The 18,596-nt window shown below is 38.7% G+C and carries 21 protein-coding genes; 7 read left to right on the plus strand and 14 right to left on the minus strand.

Features of this window, described 5'->3' with window-relative positions; genetic code table 11:
• Nucleotides 1-47 precede the first annotated feature (47 nt).
• Together mciZ and CZ490_RS09585 are read left to right on the plus strand one after the other, a co-directional pair.
• Nucleotides 48-191 carry a Z-ring formation inhibitor MciZ gene (mciZ, locus tag CZ490_RS09580; RefSeq protein ID WP_077618683.1) on the plus strand — a complete coding sequence of 48 codons (144 nt, stop codon included), beginning with the start codon at nt 48-50 and terminating at the stop codon, nt 189-191.
• A 90-nt stretch (nt 192-281) separates the two neighbouring features.
• Nucleotides 282-1,196: an aldo/keto reductase gene (locus CZ490_RS09585; protein ID WP_077618684.1), complete on the plus strand. Its 915-nt coding sequence runs from the start codon at nt 282-284 to the stop codon at nt 1,194-1,196.
• Nucleotides 1,197-1,235: 39 nt separating this feature from the next.
• Here the strand turns inward: CZ490_RS09585 and CZ490_RS09590 are convergent, their stop codons facing one another.
• From CZ490_RS09590 to CZ490_RS09605, 4 genes are all read right to left on the minus strand, one after another.
• Nucleotides 1,236-1,487 (minus strand): YqkE family protein, encoded by a 252-nt coding sequence (locus CZ490_RS09590; protein ID WP_077618685.1) that lies wholly within the window; start codon nt 1,485-1,487, stop codon nt 1,236-1,238.
• Between the two features lie 87 nt (nt 1,488-1,574).
• On the minus strand, nt 1,575-2,231 hold the full coding sequence (locus tag CZ490_RS09595) for a 3-oxoacid CoA-transferase subunit B (RefSeq protein WP_077618686.1): 657 nt from the start codon (nt 2,229-2,231) through the stop codon (nt 1,575-1,577).
• Between the two features lie 17 nt (nt 2,232-2,248).
• Nucleotides 2,249-2,938, minus strand: coding sequence for a CoA transferase subunit A (locus tag CZ490_RS09600; protein ID WP_077618687.1), 690 nt, complete (start codon nt 2,936-2,938; stop codon nt 2,249-2,251).
• A gap of 12 nt (nt 2,939-2,950) precedes the next feature.
• A complete protein-coding gene (locus CZ490_RS09605; protein ID WP_077618688.1) occupies nt 2,951-4,138 on the minus strand; it encodes an acetyl-CoA C-acetyltransferase in 1,188 nt (395 codons plus the stop codon).
• Between the two features lie 187 nt (nt 4,139-4,325).
• On the opposite strand from CZ490_RS09605, the gene CZ490_RS09610 reads away from it, so the two are divergent.
• Nucleotides 4,326-5,231: a hydroxymethylglutaryl-CoA lyase gene (locus tag CZ490_RS09610; RefSeq protein WP_200801570.1), complete on the plus strand. Its 906-nt coding sequence runs from the start codon at nt 4,326-4,328 to the stop codon at nt 5,229-5,231.
• A gap of 61 nt (nt 5,232-5,292) precedes the next feature.
• The gene (locus CZ490_RS22915) at nt 5,293-5,421 is read left to right on the plus strand and encodes a hypothetical protein (protein ID WP_268762071.1); all 129 of its coding nucleotides are present in this window, start codon (nt 5,293-5,295) and stop codon (nt 5,419-5,421) included.
• Nucleotides 5,422-5,470: 49 nt separating this feature from the next.
• On the opposite strand, the gene CZ490_RS09615 is transcribed toward CZ490_RS22915, so the two are convergent.
• Nucleotides 5,471-8,524 (minus strand): efflux RND transporter permease subunit, encoded by a 3,054-nt coding sequence (locus CZ490_RS09615; protein ID WP_077618690.1) that lies wholly within the window; start codon nt 8,522-8,524, stop codon nt 5,471-5,473.
• A 205-nt stretch (nt 8,525-8,729) separates the two neighbouring features.
• Between CZ490_RS09615 and CZ490_RS09620 the strand changes: the two genes are divergently transcribed.
• Nucleotides 8,730-9,647 carry an alpha/beta hydrolase gene (locus CZ490_RS09620; RefSeq protein ID WP_077618691.1) on the plus strand — a complete coding sequence of 306 codons (918 nt, stop codon included), beginning with the start codon at nt 8,730-8,732 and terminating at the stop codon, nt 9,645-9,647.
• A gap of 12 nt (nt 9,648-9,659) precedes the next feature.
• Here CZ490_RS09620 and CZ490_RS09625 read toward each other — a convergent pair whose 3' ends face one another.
• Together CZ490_RS09625 and CZ490_RS09630 are read right to left on the minus strand one after the other, a co-directional pair.
• Nucleotides 9,660-9,902 carry a DUF2552 family protein gene (locus CZ490_RS09625; RefSeq protein WP_077618692.1) on the minus strand — a complete coding sequence of 81 codons (243 nt, stop codon included), beginning with the start codon at nt 9,900-9,902 and terminating at the stop codon, nt 9,660-9,662.
• On the minus strand, nt 9,886-10,230 hold the full coding sequence (locus CZ490_RS09630; protein WP_077618693.1) for an iron-sulfur cluster biosynthesis family protein: 345 nt from the start codon (nt 10,228-10,230) through the stop codon (nt 9,886-9,888). The genes CZ490_RS09625 and CZ490_RS09630 overlap by 17 nt, the downstream gene beginning before the upstream one ends.
• Nucleotides 10,231-10,386: 156 nt before the next feature.
• Here CZ490_RS09630 and CZ490_RS09635 point away from each other — a divergent pair, with 156 nt between their 5' ends.
• Entirely contained in the window at nt 10,387-10,590 is a 204-nt protein-coding gene (locus CZ490_RS09635; RefSeq protein ID WP_077618694.1) for a CDGSH iron-sulfur domain-containing protein, read from the plus strand.
• 97 nt (nt 10,591-10,687) lie between these two features.
• Nucleotides 10,688-12,481 carry a dihydroorotate dehydrogenase gene (locus tag CZ490_RS09640; RefSeq protein WP_077618695.1) on the plus strand — a complete coding sequence of 598 codons (1,794 nt, stop codon included), beginning with the start codon at nt 10,688-10,690 and terminating at the stop codon, nt 12,479-12,481.
• 21 nt (nt 12,482-12,502) lie between these two features.
• Here CZ490_RS09640 and CZ490_RS09645 read toward each other — a convergent pair whose 3' ends face one another.
• The 7 genes from CZ490_RS09645 to CZ490_RS09675 form a co-directional block, all read right to left on the minus strand.
• Nucleotides 12,503-13,048, minus strand: coding sequence for a GNAT family N-acetyltransferase (locus CZ490_RS09645; protein WP_077618696.1), 546 nt, complete (start codon nt 13,046-13,048; stop codon nt 12,503-12,505).
• Nucleotides 13,049-13,114: 66 nt separating this feature from the next.
• Nucleotides 13,115-13,447, minus strand: a complete 333-nt coding sequence (locus tag CZ490_RS09650) for a YolD-like family protein (protein WP_077618697.1) — start codon at nt 13,445-13,447, stop codon at nt 13,115-13,117.
• A 58-nt stretch (nt 13,448-13,505) separates the two neighbouring features.
• Nucleotides 13,506-14,768: a Y-family DNA polymerase gene (locus CZ490_RS09655; protein WP_077618698.1), complete on the minus strand. Its 1,263-nt coding sequence runs from the start codon at nt 14,766-14,768 to the stop codon at nt 13,506-13,508.
• Between the two features lie 202 nt (nt 14,769-14,970).
• Nucleotides 14,971-15,471, minus strand: a complete 501-nt coding sequence (locus tag CZ490_RS09660) for a GNAT family N-acetyltransferase (protein ID WP_077618699.1) — start codon at nt 15,469-15,471, stop codon at nt 14,971-14,973.
• Nucleotides 15,472-15,484: 13 nt separating this feature from the next.
• Nucleotides 15,485-16,510 (minus strand): glutathione S-transferase family protein, encoded by a 1,026-nt coding sequence (locus CZ490_RS09665; protein WP_077618700.1) that lies wholly within the window; start codon nt 16,508-16,510, stop codon nt 15,485-15,487.
• Nucleotides 16,511-16,769: 259 nt separating this feature from the next.
• Complete coding sequence (locus CZ490_RS09670) at nt 16,770-17,564, minus strand: SDR family NAD(P)-dependent oxidoreductase (protein WP_077618701.1); 795 nt, start codon at nt 17,562-17,564, stop codon at nt 16,770-16,772.
• Nucleotides 17,565-17,584: 20 nt separating this feature from the next.
• Nucleotides 17,585-18,550 carry an MBL fold metallo-hydrolase gene (locus tag CZ490_RS09675; protein ID WP_077618702.1) on the minus strand — a complete coding sequence of 322 codons (966 nt, stop codon included), beginning with the start codon at nt 18,548-18,550 and terminating at the stop codon, nt 17,585-17,587.
• Between the last annotated feature and the right edge of the window lie 46 nt (nt 18,551-18,596).

Consider the following 18,596-nt stretch of genomic DNA (forward strand, 5'->3'; position numbering starts at 1 on the left):
TTAACATAGTTCTTTTCGGATTTTAAAAAATCCCAAGGAGGTTTGCTATGAAAATTGTAATTGGTGAAGATCGTGTAGCATTAGTCGGTAAAGCTTGGGAAATTCGCGCAAAACTCAAAGAATATAGCCGCATCTATCAAACTGTTCAGGAATGGATTAATCAAGGTAAGGGAAAACAGGAGAATAAATAGACATACCCATTTCCCCTCGTATCATTTGTGGTTCAATTAGGAAAAGAGTAGAATATGACTAGAACTTACAGAGATTCTGGAGGGGATAACGTGGATAAAAGAAGATTAGGTTCTTCACAATTATTTGTCAGTAAAATCGGTCTAGGCTGTATGTCAATCGGAACAGACGAAGAAAAGGCCATCCAAATCATTGACACGGCTTTGGACTCGGGTATTAACTATTTAGACACCGCCGACTTATATGACCAGGGGTTAAATGAAGAATTTGTTGGAAAGGCCATTAAACAAAAGCGACAAAACATTATTTTGGCTACTAAGGTAGGAAATCGTTTTGAAAAGGGAAAAGAAGGCTGGTCATGGGACCCATCAAAAAATTACATAAAGACGGCTGTAAAGAATAGCTTGCTTCGATTGCAAACAGATTATATTGATCTTTATCAACTTCACGGTGGAACAATAGAAGATAATATCGACGAAACAATTGAGGCATTCGAAGAATTAAAACAGGAAGGTGTTATCCGCTATTATGGGATCTCCTCCATACGTCCGAATGTCATACGTGAATTTGTAAAAAAATCATCCATCATTAGTGTAATGATGCAATACAGTATATTAGATCGACGACCAGAGGAGGAAATCCTGTCCTTTTTAAAGGAACATGAAGTCAGCGTCGTTACCCGTGGACCCGTTGCAAAGGGTCTCCTCACCAATCGACCAATTGAGCATAGTAGTGAGCATATAAAACAAAATGGCTACCTTGATTACTCTTTCGAAGAGCTTGAAGCTATACTCCCCAGTTTGAAAAACACTGGACGCTCACTAACGGAGATTGCTTTACAATATTGCCTCTACGAGGATGCTGTTGCTTCTGTTGTGACAGGTGCAAGTACTGTTGAACAAATTAACCAAAATGTAGTGGCAGCTAATGCAAGTCCTTTAACAAAAGAAGAAATTCATCACATCCGTCAGATTTCAAAGGCTTCAGTTTATGCTCAGCATAGATAAGCACATAATTTAACCCCACAGGTTCCTGTGGGGTTTGAGTTATTTGTACTCTGACCAATTAAGGTTACTTTCGTTTAATAGCTCCTCAAATGACTTGTTTTTTTCGCGTTGCCTGCGCTCTTCTCTATGTCGTTCAAGTTCTTCTTCTTGTTTCTTTTGCTCTTGTGCCTTTAATTGTTGTTGTGTATTTTTTAATTTAGAGACGATATCCTCATTGAGTATATCCCCAAGGCTTAGCTTCTCATCATTCTGCTTTTTAACAGATGGCTTTTGTTGTTTCTTCTTAGCCATAGTATTCCCTCCATACGTTAAAACGTTGCCTACCTATTATATCACAAAATGGTTAATAGTCCCTTATAGGTCATTTCCTAAAGCATTCTAGTACGCATCGAGGATAACATCTTGATCAATTAGTAAATCAGGCTCCGTAGATTCCTTTATATCCTCTATGGTAAACCCTTTTGCCACCTCTACTAACCTTAAGCCACTTTCTGTAACGTCAATTACAGCACGATCAGTAATAATTCGGTTTACGACCCCTTTTCCGGTTAAAGGGAGCGTACATGATTTTAGGATTTTTGCTTTTCCTTTTTTATTAACATGGTCCATAATAACAATGATTTTCTGAGCGCCATGCACAAGATCCATCGCTCCGCCCATTCCCTTAATCATTTTTCCTGGTATCATCCAGTTAGCGAGGTCACCTGACTCTGAAACCTCCATTCCACCGAGGATCGCAATATTAATATGGCCCCCACGGATCATTGCAAACGATTCCGAACTATCAAAATAAGCGGCACCTGGAATTGCTGTTACTGTCTCTTTACCAGCATTGATTAAATCTGGGTCTACATTCGCTTCTGTTGGATAAGGACCAATCCCTAGCAATCCATTCTCAGATTGAAGAACAACCTGTTTATTAGAAGAAATATAGTTTGCAACAAGAGTCGGCATTCCAATGCCGAGATTTACATAGAAGCCGTTCTCAATTTCCTTTTCAGCTCTCATTGCAATCTTTTCGCGAGTATTTGTCATAGCCTTCTCCCCCCCTTTTATTTTGCTATTGTCAGTCGCTCAATTCGTTTCTGCTGTTCACCGACAATTAAACCCTGAACATAAATACTCGGTGTTTGGATCATATTAGGGTCAAGTTCGCCAATTTCATAAAGCTCCTCAACCTCAGCAATAGTAACCTTCCCTGCTGCTGCCATCATCGGGTTAAAATTCCGGGCAGTCTTGTTATAAATCAAATTTCCCATCTTATCCGCTTTTTGGGCACGAATTAAACTAAAATCAGCTACAAATGCTTCTTCCAGTACATACTCCTTGCCATTAAACATACGAGTTTCTTTTCCTTCCGCAATCGGTGTACCAACTCCTGCAGGTGTGTAAAAGGCTGGTATCCCAGCTCCTCCTGCACGTATTTTTTCAGCCAGTGTCCCCTGTGGTACTAGTTCAACTTCAAGCTCTCCCGATAGTGCTTGTCGTTCAAACTCCTTATTTTCACCAACATATGAACCTATCATTTTAGAAATCTGTTTATTTTGTAGTAGCAAACCAAGTCCCCAATCATCAACTCCACAGTTATTTGAAATGACGGTTAGGTCCTTCACACCAGATTCAGCTAAAGCTAATATTAAGTTTTCTGGAATCCCACATAATCCAAACCCACCAACCATAATGGTTGAGCCATCCTTGATTTCCTTTACCGCTTCTAGGAACGAGGAATATATTGATTTCATTTTCCCACCCCACTATTCAATATTTTCAACGATTGTCGCAACACCTTGACCTCCACCGATGCAGAGGGTTGCTAATCCGTATTGCTCATTACGACGCTTTAACTCGTGAATAAGAGTGACGAGAATTCTTGCACCACTTGCACCAATTGGATGTCCTAAGGCAATAGCACCACCATTTACATTTAAAATATCATGATTGAATTGAAGTTCACGATCAACAGCAATTGACTGGGCAGCAAATGCTTCATTTGCTTCAATTAGATTCATATTACTAATACTTAATCCGCACTTTTCCATCGCTTTATTCACTGCAGCAACAGGTCCAATCCCCATAATACTCGGGTCAACACCAGCATTTCCATTTGCTTTTATGGTAACTAATCCCTTAATGCCTAGCTCCATTGCCTTCTTTTTACTCATGACAACTACCGCTGCTGCTCCATCATTTATTCCAGATGCATTACCTGCTGTCACAGATCCATCCTTCTTAAATGCTGGACGCAAGCCTCCAAGTTTTTCAAAAGTTGTACCTGCTTTAGGGTATTCGTCTGTATCAAAGACAATGCTTTCTTTTTTCCGTTGTGGAATTTCAACGGGGACTATTTCATCTATAAATTTACCTGCTTCTATAGCAGCAATTGCTCTTTCCTGACTGCGTGCTGAAAATCGGTCCTGCTCTTCTCTTGTAATTTCATATTTATCACATAAATTCTCAGCTGTTATTCCCATGTGATAATCATTAAAAGCACACCATAACCCATCGGAAATCATGCTATCAATCATCTTCTGATCGCCCATCTTAAAGCCATTTCTTGCTCCCTTTAATAGATATGGTGCCTGACTCATATTCTCCATCCCACCAGCGACAACCACATCCGCATCACCAGCTAATATAGCTTGAGTTGCTAAGTGAACTGCTTTCAAACCCGATCCACATACCTTATTAATTGTCATTGCTGGTGTTTCCTGTGGTAAGCCAGATTTAATTGCAGCCTGTCTTGCAGGATTTTGACCTACTCCAGCCTGTAATACATTTCCCATAATCACTTCATCTATAAGATTTGGATCCATACCTACTTTTTCGATTGCACCCTTAATTACTACAGCACCTAAATCTGGAGCTGAAACTGATTGCAGACTTCCCCCAAAGCTTCCAATCGCTGTTCTGACAGCGCTTACAATAACAACTTCATTATTCATTTCTACATCTCCTTTTTAGCTTGATTCTACTCGACTATAGGTAGGTTTTTATGTATTCACTATCATATATATTTCGATGCATTTTTCGAAATACCTCTTATTTTGTCTAAAATTCAAATTGTATTGCTTTTCGTAAAATAGGTTTAATAGAATAAGAGATAACAATACATTTGCTGGAGGGTTGTCGATGCAATTACCTGAGCATGTCACAATTATTGAAGTAGGGCCAAGGGATGGACTGCAGAACGAAAAGAACCTAATCCAAACTGAGGTCAAAATTGATTTTATAAAACAACTAAAGCAAGCAGGACTTACAGAAATGGAACTTACTTCATTCGTTTCACCAAAGTGGGTTCCACAGATGAAGGATGCAGAGGATATTCTTACAAACTGTCTCGACAGTACACGTAATATTGTTCTTGCACCAAATCGAAAAGGAATTGAAAGGCTATACAATACAAATTGTAAAGCGGTTGCAGTGTTTGTCGGTGTTAGTGACAGCTTTAATAAAAAAAATATCAATAAAACGACAAGCGAGAGCATGGAGGAATTAAAACCCCTAATTCAAGAATTAAAACAAAAGGATTATTTTGTACGTGCTTGTATCTCTACCTCTTTTTATTGTCCATTTGAAGGAAAAGTCGATGAAGAAGCTGTGCTACGTTTATGTTCTACTTTTGTCCAACATGGTGTTGATGAATTAAGTGTTGCTGATACAATCGGGAAAGCAAATCCTCAAGAGGTTTACTCCCTTTTTAAAAAACTAAAAAAAGAACTACCAAATACACTTATAACAGCACATTTTCATGATACACGTGGCATGGCTCTTGCAAATATTTTAGCTGCCCTTCAAGCTGGGGTTGACCGCTTTGACACGTCCGCGGGAGGATTGGGCGGATGTCCATTTGCACCTGGCGCGACTGGGAATGTTGCTACAGAAGATGTTGTCTATATGCTTGAGTCTATGGGGATTCAGACAGGTATTGAACTACCTAAGCTGGTTGAAGCTATTGATATAATTAAGCCCCACCTGACCCGAACGATTGAAAGCAAGTATTATCGATTACAAACGACAAACGAGAATAATTTTTAAAATTCTCCACATCCTATCCATGAAATTATTACATCCTCTATAGGAAATGGAGTTGTTACCAATGGCTAAGCGTGACAAAGGTCGTTCCCAAAAAGGAAAACCAAATGCTGACACAACAAACAATACAATGGCTGCTGAGGAAATGGAAAAGGCCCTACACCCGACGAATCGTCAAAATTCAGAACAGTAATAAACAACCCCTGGCGCAGTTTTTGATTGACTATACCAGGGGATGTTTTTTATATTTCAGGGATTGTTTCTGTCTTTAGCCCCGTTTTTGCTTTTGATACATTTCTAGCTCTCTTGCTTTCAGCTGTGCGTGTAAACAATCGGTATACTGCAGGAATTAACAGTAACGTAATGAACGTTGCAAACATTAATCCAGAGATTATCACTGTTGCCATTGGTGCCTGATAACTCCCGGAGGCTCCGGATTCAAGGGCAAGTGGTAGCATACCGCCAACAGTTGTTAAGGTCGTCATAAATATCGGTCGAATCCGATCATTACCCGCTCCTATAAGTGCCTCTTCTACTGAATAACCTTCTTTTCGAAGCTGATTTGTTCGATCAATAAGTAGTATCGCATTATTCAAAACGATACCGATTAACATAATAATACCCATTCCTGAGATGAGGTTTAGTTCCATTTGGGTTAAAAATAATCCTAAGATCACACCTATAATTGTAATAGGGATAACGGACATTACAAGCAATGGATGGCCTAAATGGTTAAATTGAACAGCCATTACCACATACACTAGGAAAATAGAAACCGCAAATACAAATAACATATCTGTCATCAATTCCTGTTGTTGTTCTAAATCTCCACCAACGGTAAGAGTGTATCCAACTGGTGTTTCAAAACGGTCTATTATTTTTTGAATATCACGATTCACAGCACCAAGGTCCCGATCTTCTATATCTGCAGAAATGGTAACAAGTCTTTCTCCATCAGAATGAATAATCTCATTTGGTGTTTGAACACTTACAAGTTCAATAAATGTAGAAAGCGGTCTTTCCACGCCATTAACAGCTATACTCATATCTAGTAAGTCCGTTTTTGAGGTTGGAATTACTGCCCAACTTAGCTTGATCGGAAGAGTTTCATCCTGGTTTTGAATCAAACCGACCGGTATTTGAATAAAAGATTCTTCTATAAAATGTTTGACTTGTAAAGAGTTTAATCCTGCCTCTTCGATTTCTTCTTCTTTTAAAACGACTGTCTGCTCTTCTGAAGTTCTTTCAATGGAGCTTGTAATTGCTGAAATACCGTCTACTTTCTGTAGTTCTTCAGCAAATGAACTTGAAATTGCTTGTAGCTGGTCAAAACTATCTCCTTTTATATGGACTTGAACGGGATATCCGCCCCCGCCTTCCATTACACTTTGCACTCCCGAAATCGGGTAATCGTTCTGCATATCTCTTAGCGTTTCTAAAATATTTTCATTTACTTCCTTTTGTTCGACGGTTATCTGATTACCCTTTGTCATATTAATGATGGTATATACCATATTCCCATTATCCATGACATAGTTCGTCTCCACATCTTCCACTGCTTGTAGTCTATTATTTATTTCATTGACCACATTCTGTTTTTCCTCAACAGATAAACCTGGTTCTAAGTCGATAGCAAGTTCTGCGTAACGATTTAACATATCAGGCATGATTGTCATCGGAATCTTTGTTACAAGAAACATGGACCCGACTAGCATCAATAGAAACAATGTAACCAAGGCAAAACTATTTCTTTTCTTCTTAATCACCCAAGCCACTGCATTTCGATAACCTTTTGTAACAATTGAATCTTTTCTCACTTTAGTTCGTTTGCGAAGCTTTAAAAAGCTTTCTGACAAAGTTGGAATAAGTGTAAAAGAAATCACGACAGAACTTATTAACGTGATTGCAACAACAGCAGACAGCATTATCACAAACTCTCCCATCTCACCACCAATTAAACCAATTGGGAGGAAAACAACGATGGTTGTCAGCATAGATGCAAAAACTGCCGAAGCGACTTCTTTGGTCCCTTCAATAACAGCTTCAAATTTCCCAAAACCTTGTTCCTTCTTTTTGTAGATTGACTCTAAGATGACAATAGAAGAATCTACCATCATTCCTATCCCCAATCCAAGTCCAAGCAATGTTAGCATATTAAAGCTATAATCAAATAACCACATTGCTGTTACAGTAAGTAGCACTGAAGAAGGAATGGATAAACCGATAATAAACGTTGCCCTGATATTACGTAAGAATAGTAACAAGATGACGATAGCAATGACTCCACCAATTAGAATATTGTCTTTAACTCCATCAATTGATTCACTGACATAATCAGCTTGCGCGACTACTTCGTTTATTTCAAAGTCCTTTACTACATTTTCACTTTGAATCTTCTCCACTTCCGCACGCACTGCCTTCGCCATTTCAATTTGAGTAACAGTTGAAACACGGCCAATCTGTACGAGAATAAAGTCCTGTGATCCGTTTTTCCACACATACGAATTGTTCTCAACAGGCAGAATTTTTATATCGGCAACATCATTTAATAAAATAAACCCATTTTGCGTAGGGATTGATATATTTTCGATATCCTCTATATTTTTGACCTTTGTACTCCATCTAAGGGATGGCGAATCTTTTTCATTTTGCAATTCACCTAAGGTTGCTTCAACATTAGATTGCTGTATTGTTGCGACTACATGGTTAACATTCAGATTATGTTCACGTAATTTTTCTCGGTCTATTTTAATGGCTACCTCTTGCTCCACTAAGCCTACAAGTAAAACATCCCTTACCTCAGGTAATGCCTCTAATCTTGGCTCTAAAATATCTTTAGCAAAAGAAGACATTTCCTCCTGATTGCCTCCTGAAACATCCATAAAGAATTCATAGCTTTGGCTCCCGCCGTATTGACCTGATGCAACCTCCGTTATACCCGGAAACTCTGACTTAGCGGTTGCAACAACTGCTCCCACCTCTTTATAGATTTCTTCACCACGTCCTGATTCAAAGCTCAAATTCAGAGCGGTCCTACCGATATTTGTAGTAGAGTCGACTCCCTTAACACCGTCAATTGCTAAAAATCGTTGTTCAATCGGAGTTGTTATCGTTCTTTCTACTTCAATAGCTGCCATATCACCCGCGTAAATCTCCACAAAAGCTCCGTCTAGCTTTACCGCTGGTGTTAGCTCCTTATCTACCTGCAAAAAGGAATAGCTTCCTAGTATTGCGACTAAGAAAATCAATAAAGTAATCAGGATTTTCCTTTGTACAATGAACTTTAATACCTTCATAATCAATCTCCTCTTTCATTAAATAGGTAAAATATAGTAATTTTGCATAAATTAATCATATCGTCTTATAGATATTGGTATAATGAGCCGGAGATTTATCTTTAGCTAAGACTTAGGTCTTAGGAAAATTATGGAGAATCATTTAAAAAAGGATATAATAAAGGTAACGTACAGTTTTCGGATTATTATTGAAGGAGCGTTTTTCATGAAGAGATTAAGAAAGATACTTATATTCCTCGGAATTTTTGTGGGCTATATGGCCACAATTGGAATGATTTTTACAAACATAGTAATGTTTATGAAGAAAAAAACAGATGATGAAATTCTTGCACGAGAAACAAGGGAAGGTCGTCTAACCTTAGATGAGGTCCATTCCCTTAAGAAAGAGGACGTTTTGATTCAATCTAGATTCGGCTACATGATAAAGGGTTGGTTAGTAAAAGAATCCGAACAGAAAAAGTTTATCATTATCTCTCACGGTGTCACACAAAACAAGCTTAATTCCATTAAATACATGAAACTTTTCCTAGAACGTAATTGGAATGTACTTTTATACGATCACCGTCGTCACGGAGAAACAGGTGGAAGAACAACAAGCTATGGTCATTATGAAAAATATGATTTAGAATCCGTGGTTAACTGGATTAAAGACAAGTATGGCGATGATAGTACAATTGGTATTCACGGAGAATCGATGGGAGCAGTAACAACCCTTTTATACGCTGGGATGATTGAGGACGGAGCTGATTTTTATATCGTGGATTGTCCGTTTTCTGACTTTGAGGCACAGCTTAAGTATCTTTTAAAAGTGGATTATAAACTTCCCGCACCACTTGTTCTTCCATTTGCTAATGTTTTCCTAAAGCTTCGGGATGGATATAGTATCAAGGATGTTTCTCCCGTTTCCGTCATTCAAAACATTAAGAACCCCATATTATTTATCCACAGTGCAAAAGATGATTATATTTTGCCTGAGATGACCATGGAGCTCTATAAAATGAAAGAAGGACCAAAGCAAATGCTCATAACCGAGAAGGGAAAGCACGCATACTCTTTCGCTGATAATAAAGAAGCCTATGAGAAAGTAATCGATGACTTCTTTAAGAAATATGTAAGGGACTGATTTTTCAGTCCCTTATCCTAATATATCTGTGATCTCTGTTAAGTTTTCATCAATCCATGCTAGTGCAAGTTCAATAGTTTCAAATTCTTGCACCTCAAAACTTACTTCATCTTGAAGCAACCATACATCCTTTTGTTCATGGTTTACCCCTGCAATTGACCAATGCAGGAGGCTATAAGGGTGGTTGTCATGTAAAAATGAAACCCATGTTTTATCCTCTGCTATGCTTCGTATTGATTTAAGCTTGGTACTCATGTACACCACTCACTTCTACTAACCGCATTCGCGGATTTAAGATTTCGTTAGGGCTTTTTAACATATAACAATTCGCAGTTTCAACAAAATCAACAGTCATATTATCAGCTAAAAATACCATTTTTGATTTCTCAACGAGTAAAGGCTGATAATTTGTTTCAAGGGTTAAATCATCTTCATCACCAGAGTCTATAAGCCACAATGCTGTTACTCCGCTCATCACACAACCGCAGCCTTCTGTTTCATATTTTAATTTCAACTTCTTTTCCTTATCTTTTATTTGAGAGTTAAGTTTTTCAACCGCACGTTCCGTAAATGTTATGTTCATTCCGTCTCCTCTTTCTTCATTTTATGCCTATTTTAACATATCTTGTTCCCTTCTACATATCATTACAATGACTAAACACTTTATAATGGATTGTATTTTGGTAAATGTTACCTTATTATCTATAGTAATAGGACATTCTAAGGAGGTTTTGAAAAAATGTCAAAGGTTACAATTAAGGTAAATGATAATGGTTCATTAAGAATTACAGGCGATGTTGATTTAGTTGACGCGGAAGGAAATAAGTTCCAAACAAAACAAACCTTCTCATTATGCAGATGTGGTTTATCCAAAAATAAACCATTTTGCGATGGTTCCCATAAAGGGAATTTCGAGTCGGTTGTGCGCGCTTCAACTGATTAACGAACAGAACCGGATGCCAGTGGCGTTCGGTTTTTTTATGCGAACCACCATTTATATGATACAATGCGGGTAAAAGCCTGTCATGGGGGAACGAAATATGCCTGATTGGTCGTATCAAATACTGTTTAAACCTATAGTATCTCGTCTTCCTATCTTTCAATCTCGGGAGTTTATCCACAGAGGTATGAGTACAATCGCCTCCATCCCTGGAGGACACCGTCTCATTCATTTTCTAGGTAGAGAAGAGTCTTCCAAACTGGTAAAAAAAGAAATACAAGGTGTGAACTATAATAGTCCAGTTGGTCTTTCCGGAAGGATTGATCCGCTTTTAACCGGCTCAAAAGCCTTTTCAAATCTAGGGTTTGGATTTATTGAAATTGGTCCGGTGACAACAGAACCGTCAATGAGCCCTTCTCTTCCAATGGTTGATTGGCAAAAACGTCAAATTGTGTTTCCCTCTACCTATGAATCTATTGGAATTGATAAAACCATTCAAAAGCTTAAAAAGTGGAAACCAAAACAGCCAATTTGGGCAAGACTGGATGGAAGTTGCGAAGAACAACAGAAATTAATGACTCGATTAGAGCCTTATGTTGCTGCGTTTGTAACGACAGCTTCAACACTATGCTCAAATACAAACCTTCCCGTCTATCTTTCTATTCCAGTTGATAAACTTAAAGATTTGCCTCTGTCCGATATTCAGTCTACTTTTTCAGGCATTTTACTAGACGAGCCTTTGGAAATGTTCGTTGATTCTCAGTTGAGAGGATTACTAGATTCGATTCACTATTTACGAAATCATAGTTTCAATCTCCCCATCATTTCAGTTGGGGGGATTCACGAACCATCTGATGCTCTATCACTATTCGATGCTGGTGCTGACCTTGTATTGCTATCTTCTGGCTATGTTTTTTCCGGCCCCGGACTTACAAAACGAATTAATGAGGCACTCTTACACCAAATTCAGCCGGAGCCCCCACTCCACCCTGCTTGGATTTGGTATTGGTTATTTGGATTATCTATCTTTATCGGTGGTGTCATTGCTGTTCTTTTCAGTGTAACAACTATTATTCTTCCTTATGATGAACAGTTTCTGGGGATGCAACGAGAAGCGATTCTACTATTTAATGAACGTATCCTTAATTTTATGGCACATGATCGAATGACACTTGCCGGAACGATGATTTCCGGAGGAATCGTCTATATGGCTTTGGCACGTTTTGGGGTCCGTAAACATCTCCTTTGGGCTAAACAAGCCATTGATATCGCAGCGATCCTTGGATTTTTAGGCATTTTCCTTTTTATAGGGTATGGCTATTTTGACTGGCTTCATTTGATTTTTTGGCTTATCTTATTACCCATCTATTTAACTGGGTATATGAAAACACGCGATCTCAAAGGCACCCCTACATCGCTTAACATTCGCAATCACTTGATTTGGAAACGTAGTTTAATAGGACAATTAGCTTTTGTTATCCTAGGATTTTCTTTCGTGTTGGGAGGCCTTGTGATTTCGTATATAGGAATCACAAATGTTTTTGTATCCACTGATTTACTTTATATTTGTATGCCACCCGAGATTCTTAATTTATTTAATGATAAATTGATTTCAGTGATTGCTCATGATCGAGCAGGATTTGGAAGCGCGTTGCTTAGTGTTGGATTTTTGGTATTGACAATTTCACTGTGGGGATTTCAGCAAGGGAATAAATGGATTTGGTGGACGTTATTAATTGGTGGTATTCCTGCATTTTTTGCAGGGATTTGGATTCACTTTGCAATTGGGTATACGACTTTTATCCATCTTCTCCCTGCTTACTTTGCCCTTTGTTTGTTCTTCATAGGACTTGTGATGACATACCGCTTTTTCCATATAGGGAAAGATACGTAAAAAAGGAGCCCCGGGGCTCCTTTAATCTGTTTTCCAATCCTTTGCAAGCATGCCATATACTATATGGTCCACATAATGGTCATAGAGCCATTCATGTTGTCTAATCTGACCCTCGTTGATAAAACCTAGTCTTTCTGGAATGGACCGGCTTTTATGATTGTTAACAGCTGCTCGGATTTCAACTCGATTCAGTTTCAAATGGTGAAAAGCGTAATCTGTCAACGCCTTAGCTACCCTAGTCATAATTCCATTTCCTTGGTATTGCTGACCAAGCCAGTAGCCAATATAAGCGATTTTATTGTTCCAATCAATTTCGTTAAAACTTGCTACCCCAACAATTTCATTTCTATAAACGATAACAGTGTGCAGCCCTTTATTTTCCGCATAGCTTTTTCTACATATGTTGATAAATGCCCTTGTGTCTTCTACCTTTGTTGTCGTATCAAGCCATGGCAGCCATTCTCTTAAGTATGGTCTTGACTCATCAGTTAATTCAAAAATTCTCTCTGCATCACTAAGCTCTGTTAATTTTAAAGACAGTTCCTCATCAATTTGGTATACAAACATCATTTTTACTCCATTCTATTTATTTACCCTATTAATTTCTATCTTTACTCTAAAATTCCTGCCAAATTAATGAGAAAAGCGCAAATCAACCAACATATTTACAGGGATATAGTGGACTTCTCCAAATTTATCGATGATATGCAAGCGTCCCTGTAGAGCATCATAGTGATGAATGGTACCAAGAAGGAGTTTATGATGCTTTTTTTCATAATGTGTAATCATCAACTCTCTCCCCTCTTCCATTGCCTGACAAAGAGTACCATTCATCTCTTCAATTTGCTGTTCATCAAGTTCCGGCTTCTGCTCATACGTATCTTCTTCCGACCAATCTCTAAGTATTTTCACATGCTCCGGCAGCATCATTGCTGTCCATTTTATAGCTCCGCGATCACGTATCATTCCTTGCCACCTCTTTCTTAAGTCTATGTCCATTTCAGATTATTTACACTTTTGGTTATTATTCTGCTTTGTGTCCTCCAACTAGCTTGCTGCGATGCCTTGAGGTTCCTGCTTTTGTGTAGGAAACTGCGCGCAGTATTGCATCCGATCCATACTTTCCACGGATACCATCCATCACATAACCAAGCTTATGTTGTTTAACTCGATTAAGATAAAACAAATCCAATTGCATTTGTACGTCATCCTCTATGTTGGAAAGTGCAATTGAGATTTTACGAACTGTTTTTCCTACATAGAATTTCTCAAAAAGTTCAAGGCACACACGGTACATCTCCATCGTGATATTTGTCGGGGTATCAATCGTTTTTGACCGGTAAAACCCTCCACCAAATTCATCTTGACTATAATGAATTCCTAGGCTAATCGTTCTTCCCGCTTTTTTATGTCGTCGTGCACGTCTAGCTACTTCTTCACACATTTCAAGAATGACATGCTTTACTTCTTCCGGGTCCGGATAGTCACGCAACAAAATTTGACTTTTCCCAAAGCTAATCTGCCCTTGCATAATAGGGGCACCAACTTCCGATAAATCAATACCCCAAGCATGATAATAAAGCTGATTTCCCATCACCCCAAATTTCTTCTCAAGTAGTTCAAGTGGGTAGTGGGCAAGCTGGCCGACGGTTGTAATTCCCATTCCATTTAAAGTTCGCTCTACCCTTCTGCCAATCCCCCACATCTCTCGTAGAGGCGAGACTGTCCAGAGTTTTTCGGGTACGTCCTCATAGGTCCATTCTGCAATTCCTTTTTTCTTTGCCTCTAAATCTAAGCACAACTTTGCCATCAGCATATTCGGACCAATTCCAATCGCACAGGCAAGACCGTATTCGGCCTCAATTTCTTGCTTGATTTTATGAGCAATTGTAGTTGCATCTCCCCATAATTTTTCAGTGCCATCAATCTTTATAAAGCTTTCATCTACGCTATATACATGGATTGCGCTTTTTGGTACATACCGGTTAAAAAGTCTCGTAATTTCTGTTGAAATTCGTAAATACATGGCCATTTTCGGATTTACAATTTGAATACGTGGGTCTTTAGGGATTTCAAAGAGTCTTGACCCTGTTTTTATCCCAAATTCCTGTTTTAACTTTGGCGAAGCTGCGAGCACAATACTCCCCTGGCGCTCGGTATCCCCAACAACCGCCAAATAGCACTCAAGTGGATCAAGACCCAATAACACTGCAGCACAGCTTGCATAGAAGCTTTTTATATCCACGCACAAAATCTTTTGAACGGGCAACTGACTGTAATCCACCATTAACATCAACTCCAAAAAGAATATATGTTCGTATTTTATTCTTAATCTTAAGGGAATATACGTTCGATTTCAATGGAAAATAAATCAATTATGTTCTTGGATTAATGACATTGTGTATAAAACCTTGCTTCCTAAAGGAATAAGCGCAAATCAAAAAAACCAATACACCGGAATAGCGCATTGGTTTTTAGAAGTATATAGGTTAAATGGACATACGAAACGCCATAACAATAATTCCATCATTTGCAGGCTCGAAGTCATATTGAGGCAAACGCTCAAAGCCGTGCTTTGTGTAGAGCTTAATGGCTTGCTTCATAAATTCTCCAGTATGTAATCCGATAAACTCATGATTCTTTTCTCTAGAACGCCTGATACATTCAGCAATCAATGCTGAAGCAATCCCCTTCCCACGAACCTCAGGACTAACTGCAAGCATTCGAATTTCAGGATAATCCAGCTCCTCTAGCTGACCTTCATATGCGTCTGTTTTAGCAGGGAACAAGACTACACTTCCGACAATTTTCTCAGCAATCTCACATACGATAAGCTCCGCACCAGGATGGCGATCAGCATTTGAGGATATTGCCTGCTTAAGAGCCTGCCAATGTGCAGCTGGTATTTCTCCTGCATGCTCAAGATAAGCAGCAACTCGTTGCTCTCGAATAAAAACCAATTCCTCTTGTTTTGCATCACGAATTTTCATGCTCACTTTACACCTACCCTTGTATTAAGAACTTTTCTTTTTTTCCACTTACCTGCTCACGGTTATGTTCAGAAAGCCATACGGATTCGTCTGGACCTTTAGGTAAAATATTTACTTCACCTTTTGTCGGATCAATCGTGATCGATAAATGGTAATGTCGCTTAATCGCATCAAAATCTGTCGTTTCACCGAAACCAACAGTCTGGTACAGGTCACGGGCATAACCCCATAAATTAGGAAATTCACGGATTAGATTTCGGTTTGTGCGAAACGCAGAATAATAAGCAGCATCAAAACGAACCAATGTGGTGTATAAACGAATATCTGAATCTGTAATGAAATCACCAAACAAGAAACGCTGTTTAGACAAACGAGTCTCCAACTCATCTAATCTAGCAAACAATGTATCATAAGCCTGTTCATAGGCCTCCTGAGAACGAGCAAATCCACATTTGTACACACCATTATTAACATCATGAAAAATAACATCATTCAATGCGTCAATTTCAGCTCGTAAGTCCTCCGGATATAAATCGGGAGCATTTTCTTTATGAAAAGGAGCCCAAACCGTTTCAAAATAATTGGTTAGCTTAAAATAATCATTGTTAACAGCCTTTTTAGTTTTAACATCAACCATAACTGGCACAGTTGGCCTACCTGTATATGCAGGGTCAGCATTCATATAAACCTCACTCACATACTGAACGCCAAGTACAGGATCAATCCCATTGTCATCTAAGGAAAACTCCCAATCAACACGATCAATTCGAGGGCGCATTGGACTCACTTTCCCTAAGCTAATCGCGCTTTCTAATCCAAGAATTTTGCGAGCAATAACAGATCGGTGTGCCCATGGACATGCTGCCGACCAAAGTAAACGATAACGCCCCGCCTCAACTGGTAACTCATCAGATTTAGTTCCAAACGGTTTCGTAAAACGATTCGTTTGACGGTTGAAGGAACCATCAGCTTTTATTTCTTCTGGTTTTTTGGATACAGCAGGTATTTCACAGCTAATTGTCTGGTCTTTTTTTGTCATCTAACTCTCTCCCTCAAGTTTATTAATTAATACATAGTAACTCAATATGTTTAATGTAATTTACTCATTATCTAAAATGAACGTCAAGAAATAAATCCTGTATCAATCTTGTCTGCAGAGTAGTGGTATACCGATTTTAGGTCACTAACGCTATACCTCTTATCGTTTCTCGTTGAGGTCCTATACTGATTAGATCAGTGGAAATATTCCAAGAAACAAAAATACCCCTTTATAAAAAGGAGTATCAAAAAGAATACTATTATTTTTTAAAAAACGCCTTCCCTCCAACTTTTTCAACAAGTCGAGGAAACAAGGTATAAAACACACTGCCTGCATTCATCCAGCCTGGCAGATTGAGTTCACGCTTAGATGTAAACATGGCTTGGACAATTTTTGCAGCGACCACATCAGGATCTAGCATAAACTTGTTTACATTCTTCGCATATGTACCAGACTCGTCTGCAATATCAAAAAATCGCGTTCGAATCGGGCCTGGATTTACCGCTGTTACACGGATATCTGTGCTTGCAAGCTCCATCCGTAAGCTATTCGTAAAACCGAGGACGGCATGTTTAGTTGCCGAATAGACGCTCGATTTAGGTGTCGCGATTTTTCCGGCCTGTGAGGCAATATTAATAATATGGCCGGAATTTTGTTTCATCATCGCCGGCAGCACCATCTTTGTGCATGAGATGAGTCCAAATACATTCACTTCAAACATCGCTTTCATTTGCTCAATATTGGCATCTACAACATTGGCAAATACACCAAACCCAGCATTGTTAACAAGAACATCAACCGTGTTTACCTTATGTAAAATATCCTCAAATACGCCTTTTACATTTTCCGTATCACGAACATCTAGCTTGTAAAACAAGCAGTCTATCTTATACTTTTCTTCAATATTCTTTGCTATTCTTTCTAACTGATCGTGGCTCCTTGCTAAAAGAACCGGAGTTGCTCCCTGCTCTGCAACGAGATAGGCAATTTTTTCGCCAATCCCACTCGAAGCCCCAGTAATAACAATCGTTTTCCCATTAAGTCTTGAATTCATTCAGTCATTTCAACCTCCATTTAATTCGAGTGATAGATATGTTGTCCGTTCACTACTTCTATCTTAATTTCACCCAATTCCTCGAGAAAGTCAAGCTGTCCAACCGTTTCAGACACAGTAAAAAGAGGTTGCTTCAAATATACCTTTGGAAATAACTGTCTACAGACCTCAAAAGCAGTCATTGGCTTTTTCTTAATCATTTGTAAAACTTGATATGCTCGCTCTTTTTGCGATTCAAATCTTTCTTGGATCAATTCATGGGCATTCAAAATATCATCTCCATGACCTGTTACAACCGTTGAAATATCGAGTGAAAGCAGCCTTCTCAAGGAATTATTATATTGGATTAGTGGTCTTGGTCGAGTCGTTTCACCAAATTGTGGCGGTTCAAGCAACGGATTAGGGGATATTTTTGCTAAGAGAGTATCTCCCGCAATGAGCATTCCATCACTTTCTCTGTACAAAACAATATGGCTTTGTGCATGTCCGGGAGTTTCTAACACCTTGAAGCCTGTCATTCCTTCAAGAATATCCCCTTCCCCGATTAATGTAGTAAGCGATCTACGGCAAGAATATTCAAGTTCTTCATCCATATCAATTAAAGTTATAAATGCTGGATCAACCCCTAATTGAATAAAAAGCTCTTTATAGAATGGCTCACTATTGACAAAGAATTGCTTATCCTGACTAATCCATGGCTGGTTTTTTGGGTGACCAATAATAGGGACATCCTTACTAAAATAATCAAGTAGCCCAACATGGTCCGGGTGATGATGAGTGATTACAATTTGCTCGATATCGGAAGGTTTATAGCCTAGCAATAAAAGCTGCTCTTTAAAAGACTGCCACGCTTCCTCTGTTTTTGCACCAGCATCTATTAAGGTTAGAGTGTCTCCCTTAACAACATATACATTCACATCCCCGACAGCAAAAGGTGTTGGCAAGGTTATTTTAAAAACATCCTTCGTGGTCGCTAGTTTACTCATACGTACCTCCTTTGTACTATATCAATATAAATCTCGTTACAATTTT

It is taken from the genome of Litchfieldia sinesaloumensis (assembly GCF_900156865.1).
GTDB classification, from domain to species: domain Bacteria; phylum Bacillota; class Bacilli; order Bacillales; family Bacillaceae_L; genus Ferdinandcohnia; species Ferdinandcohnia sinesaloumensis.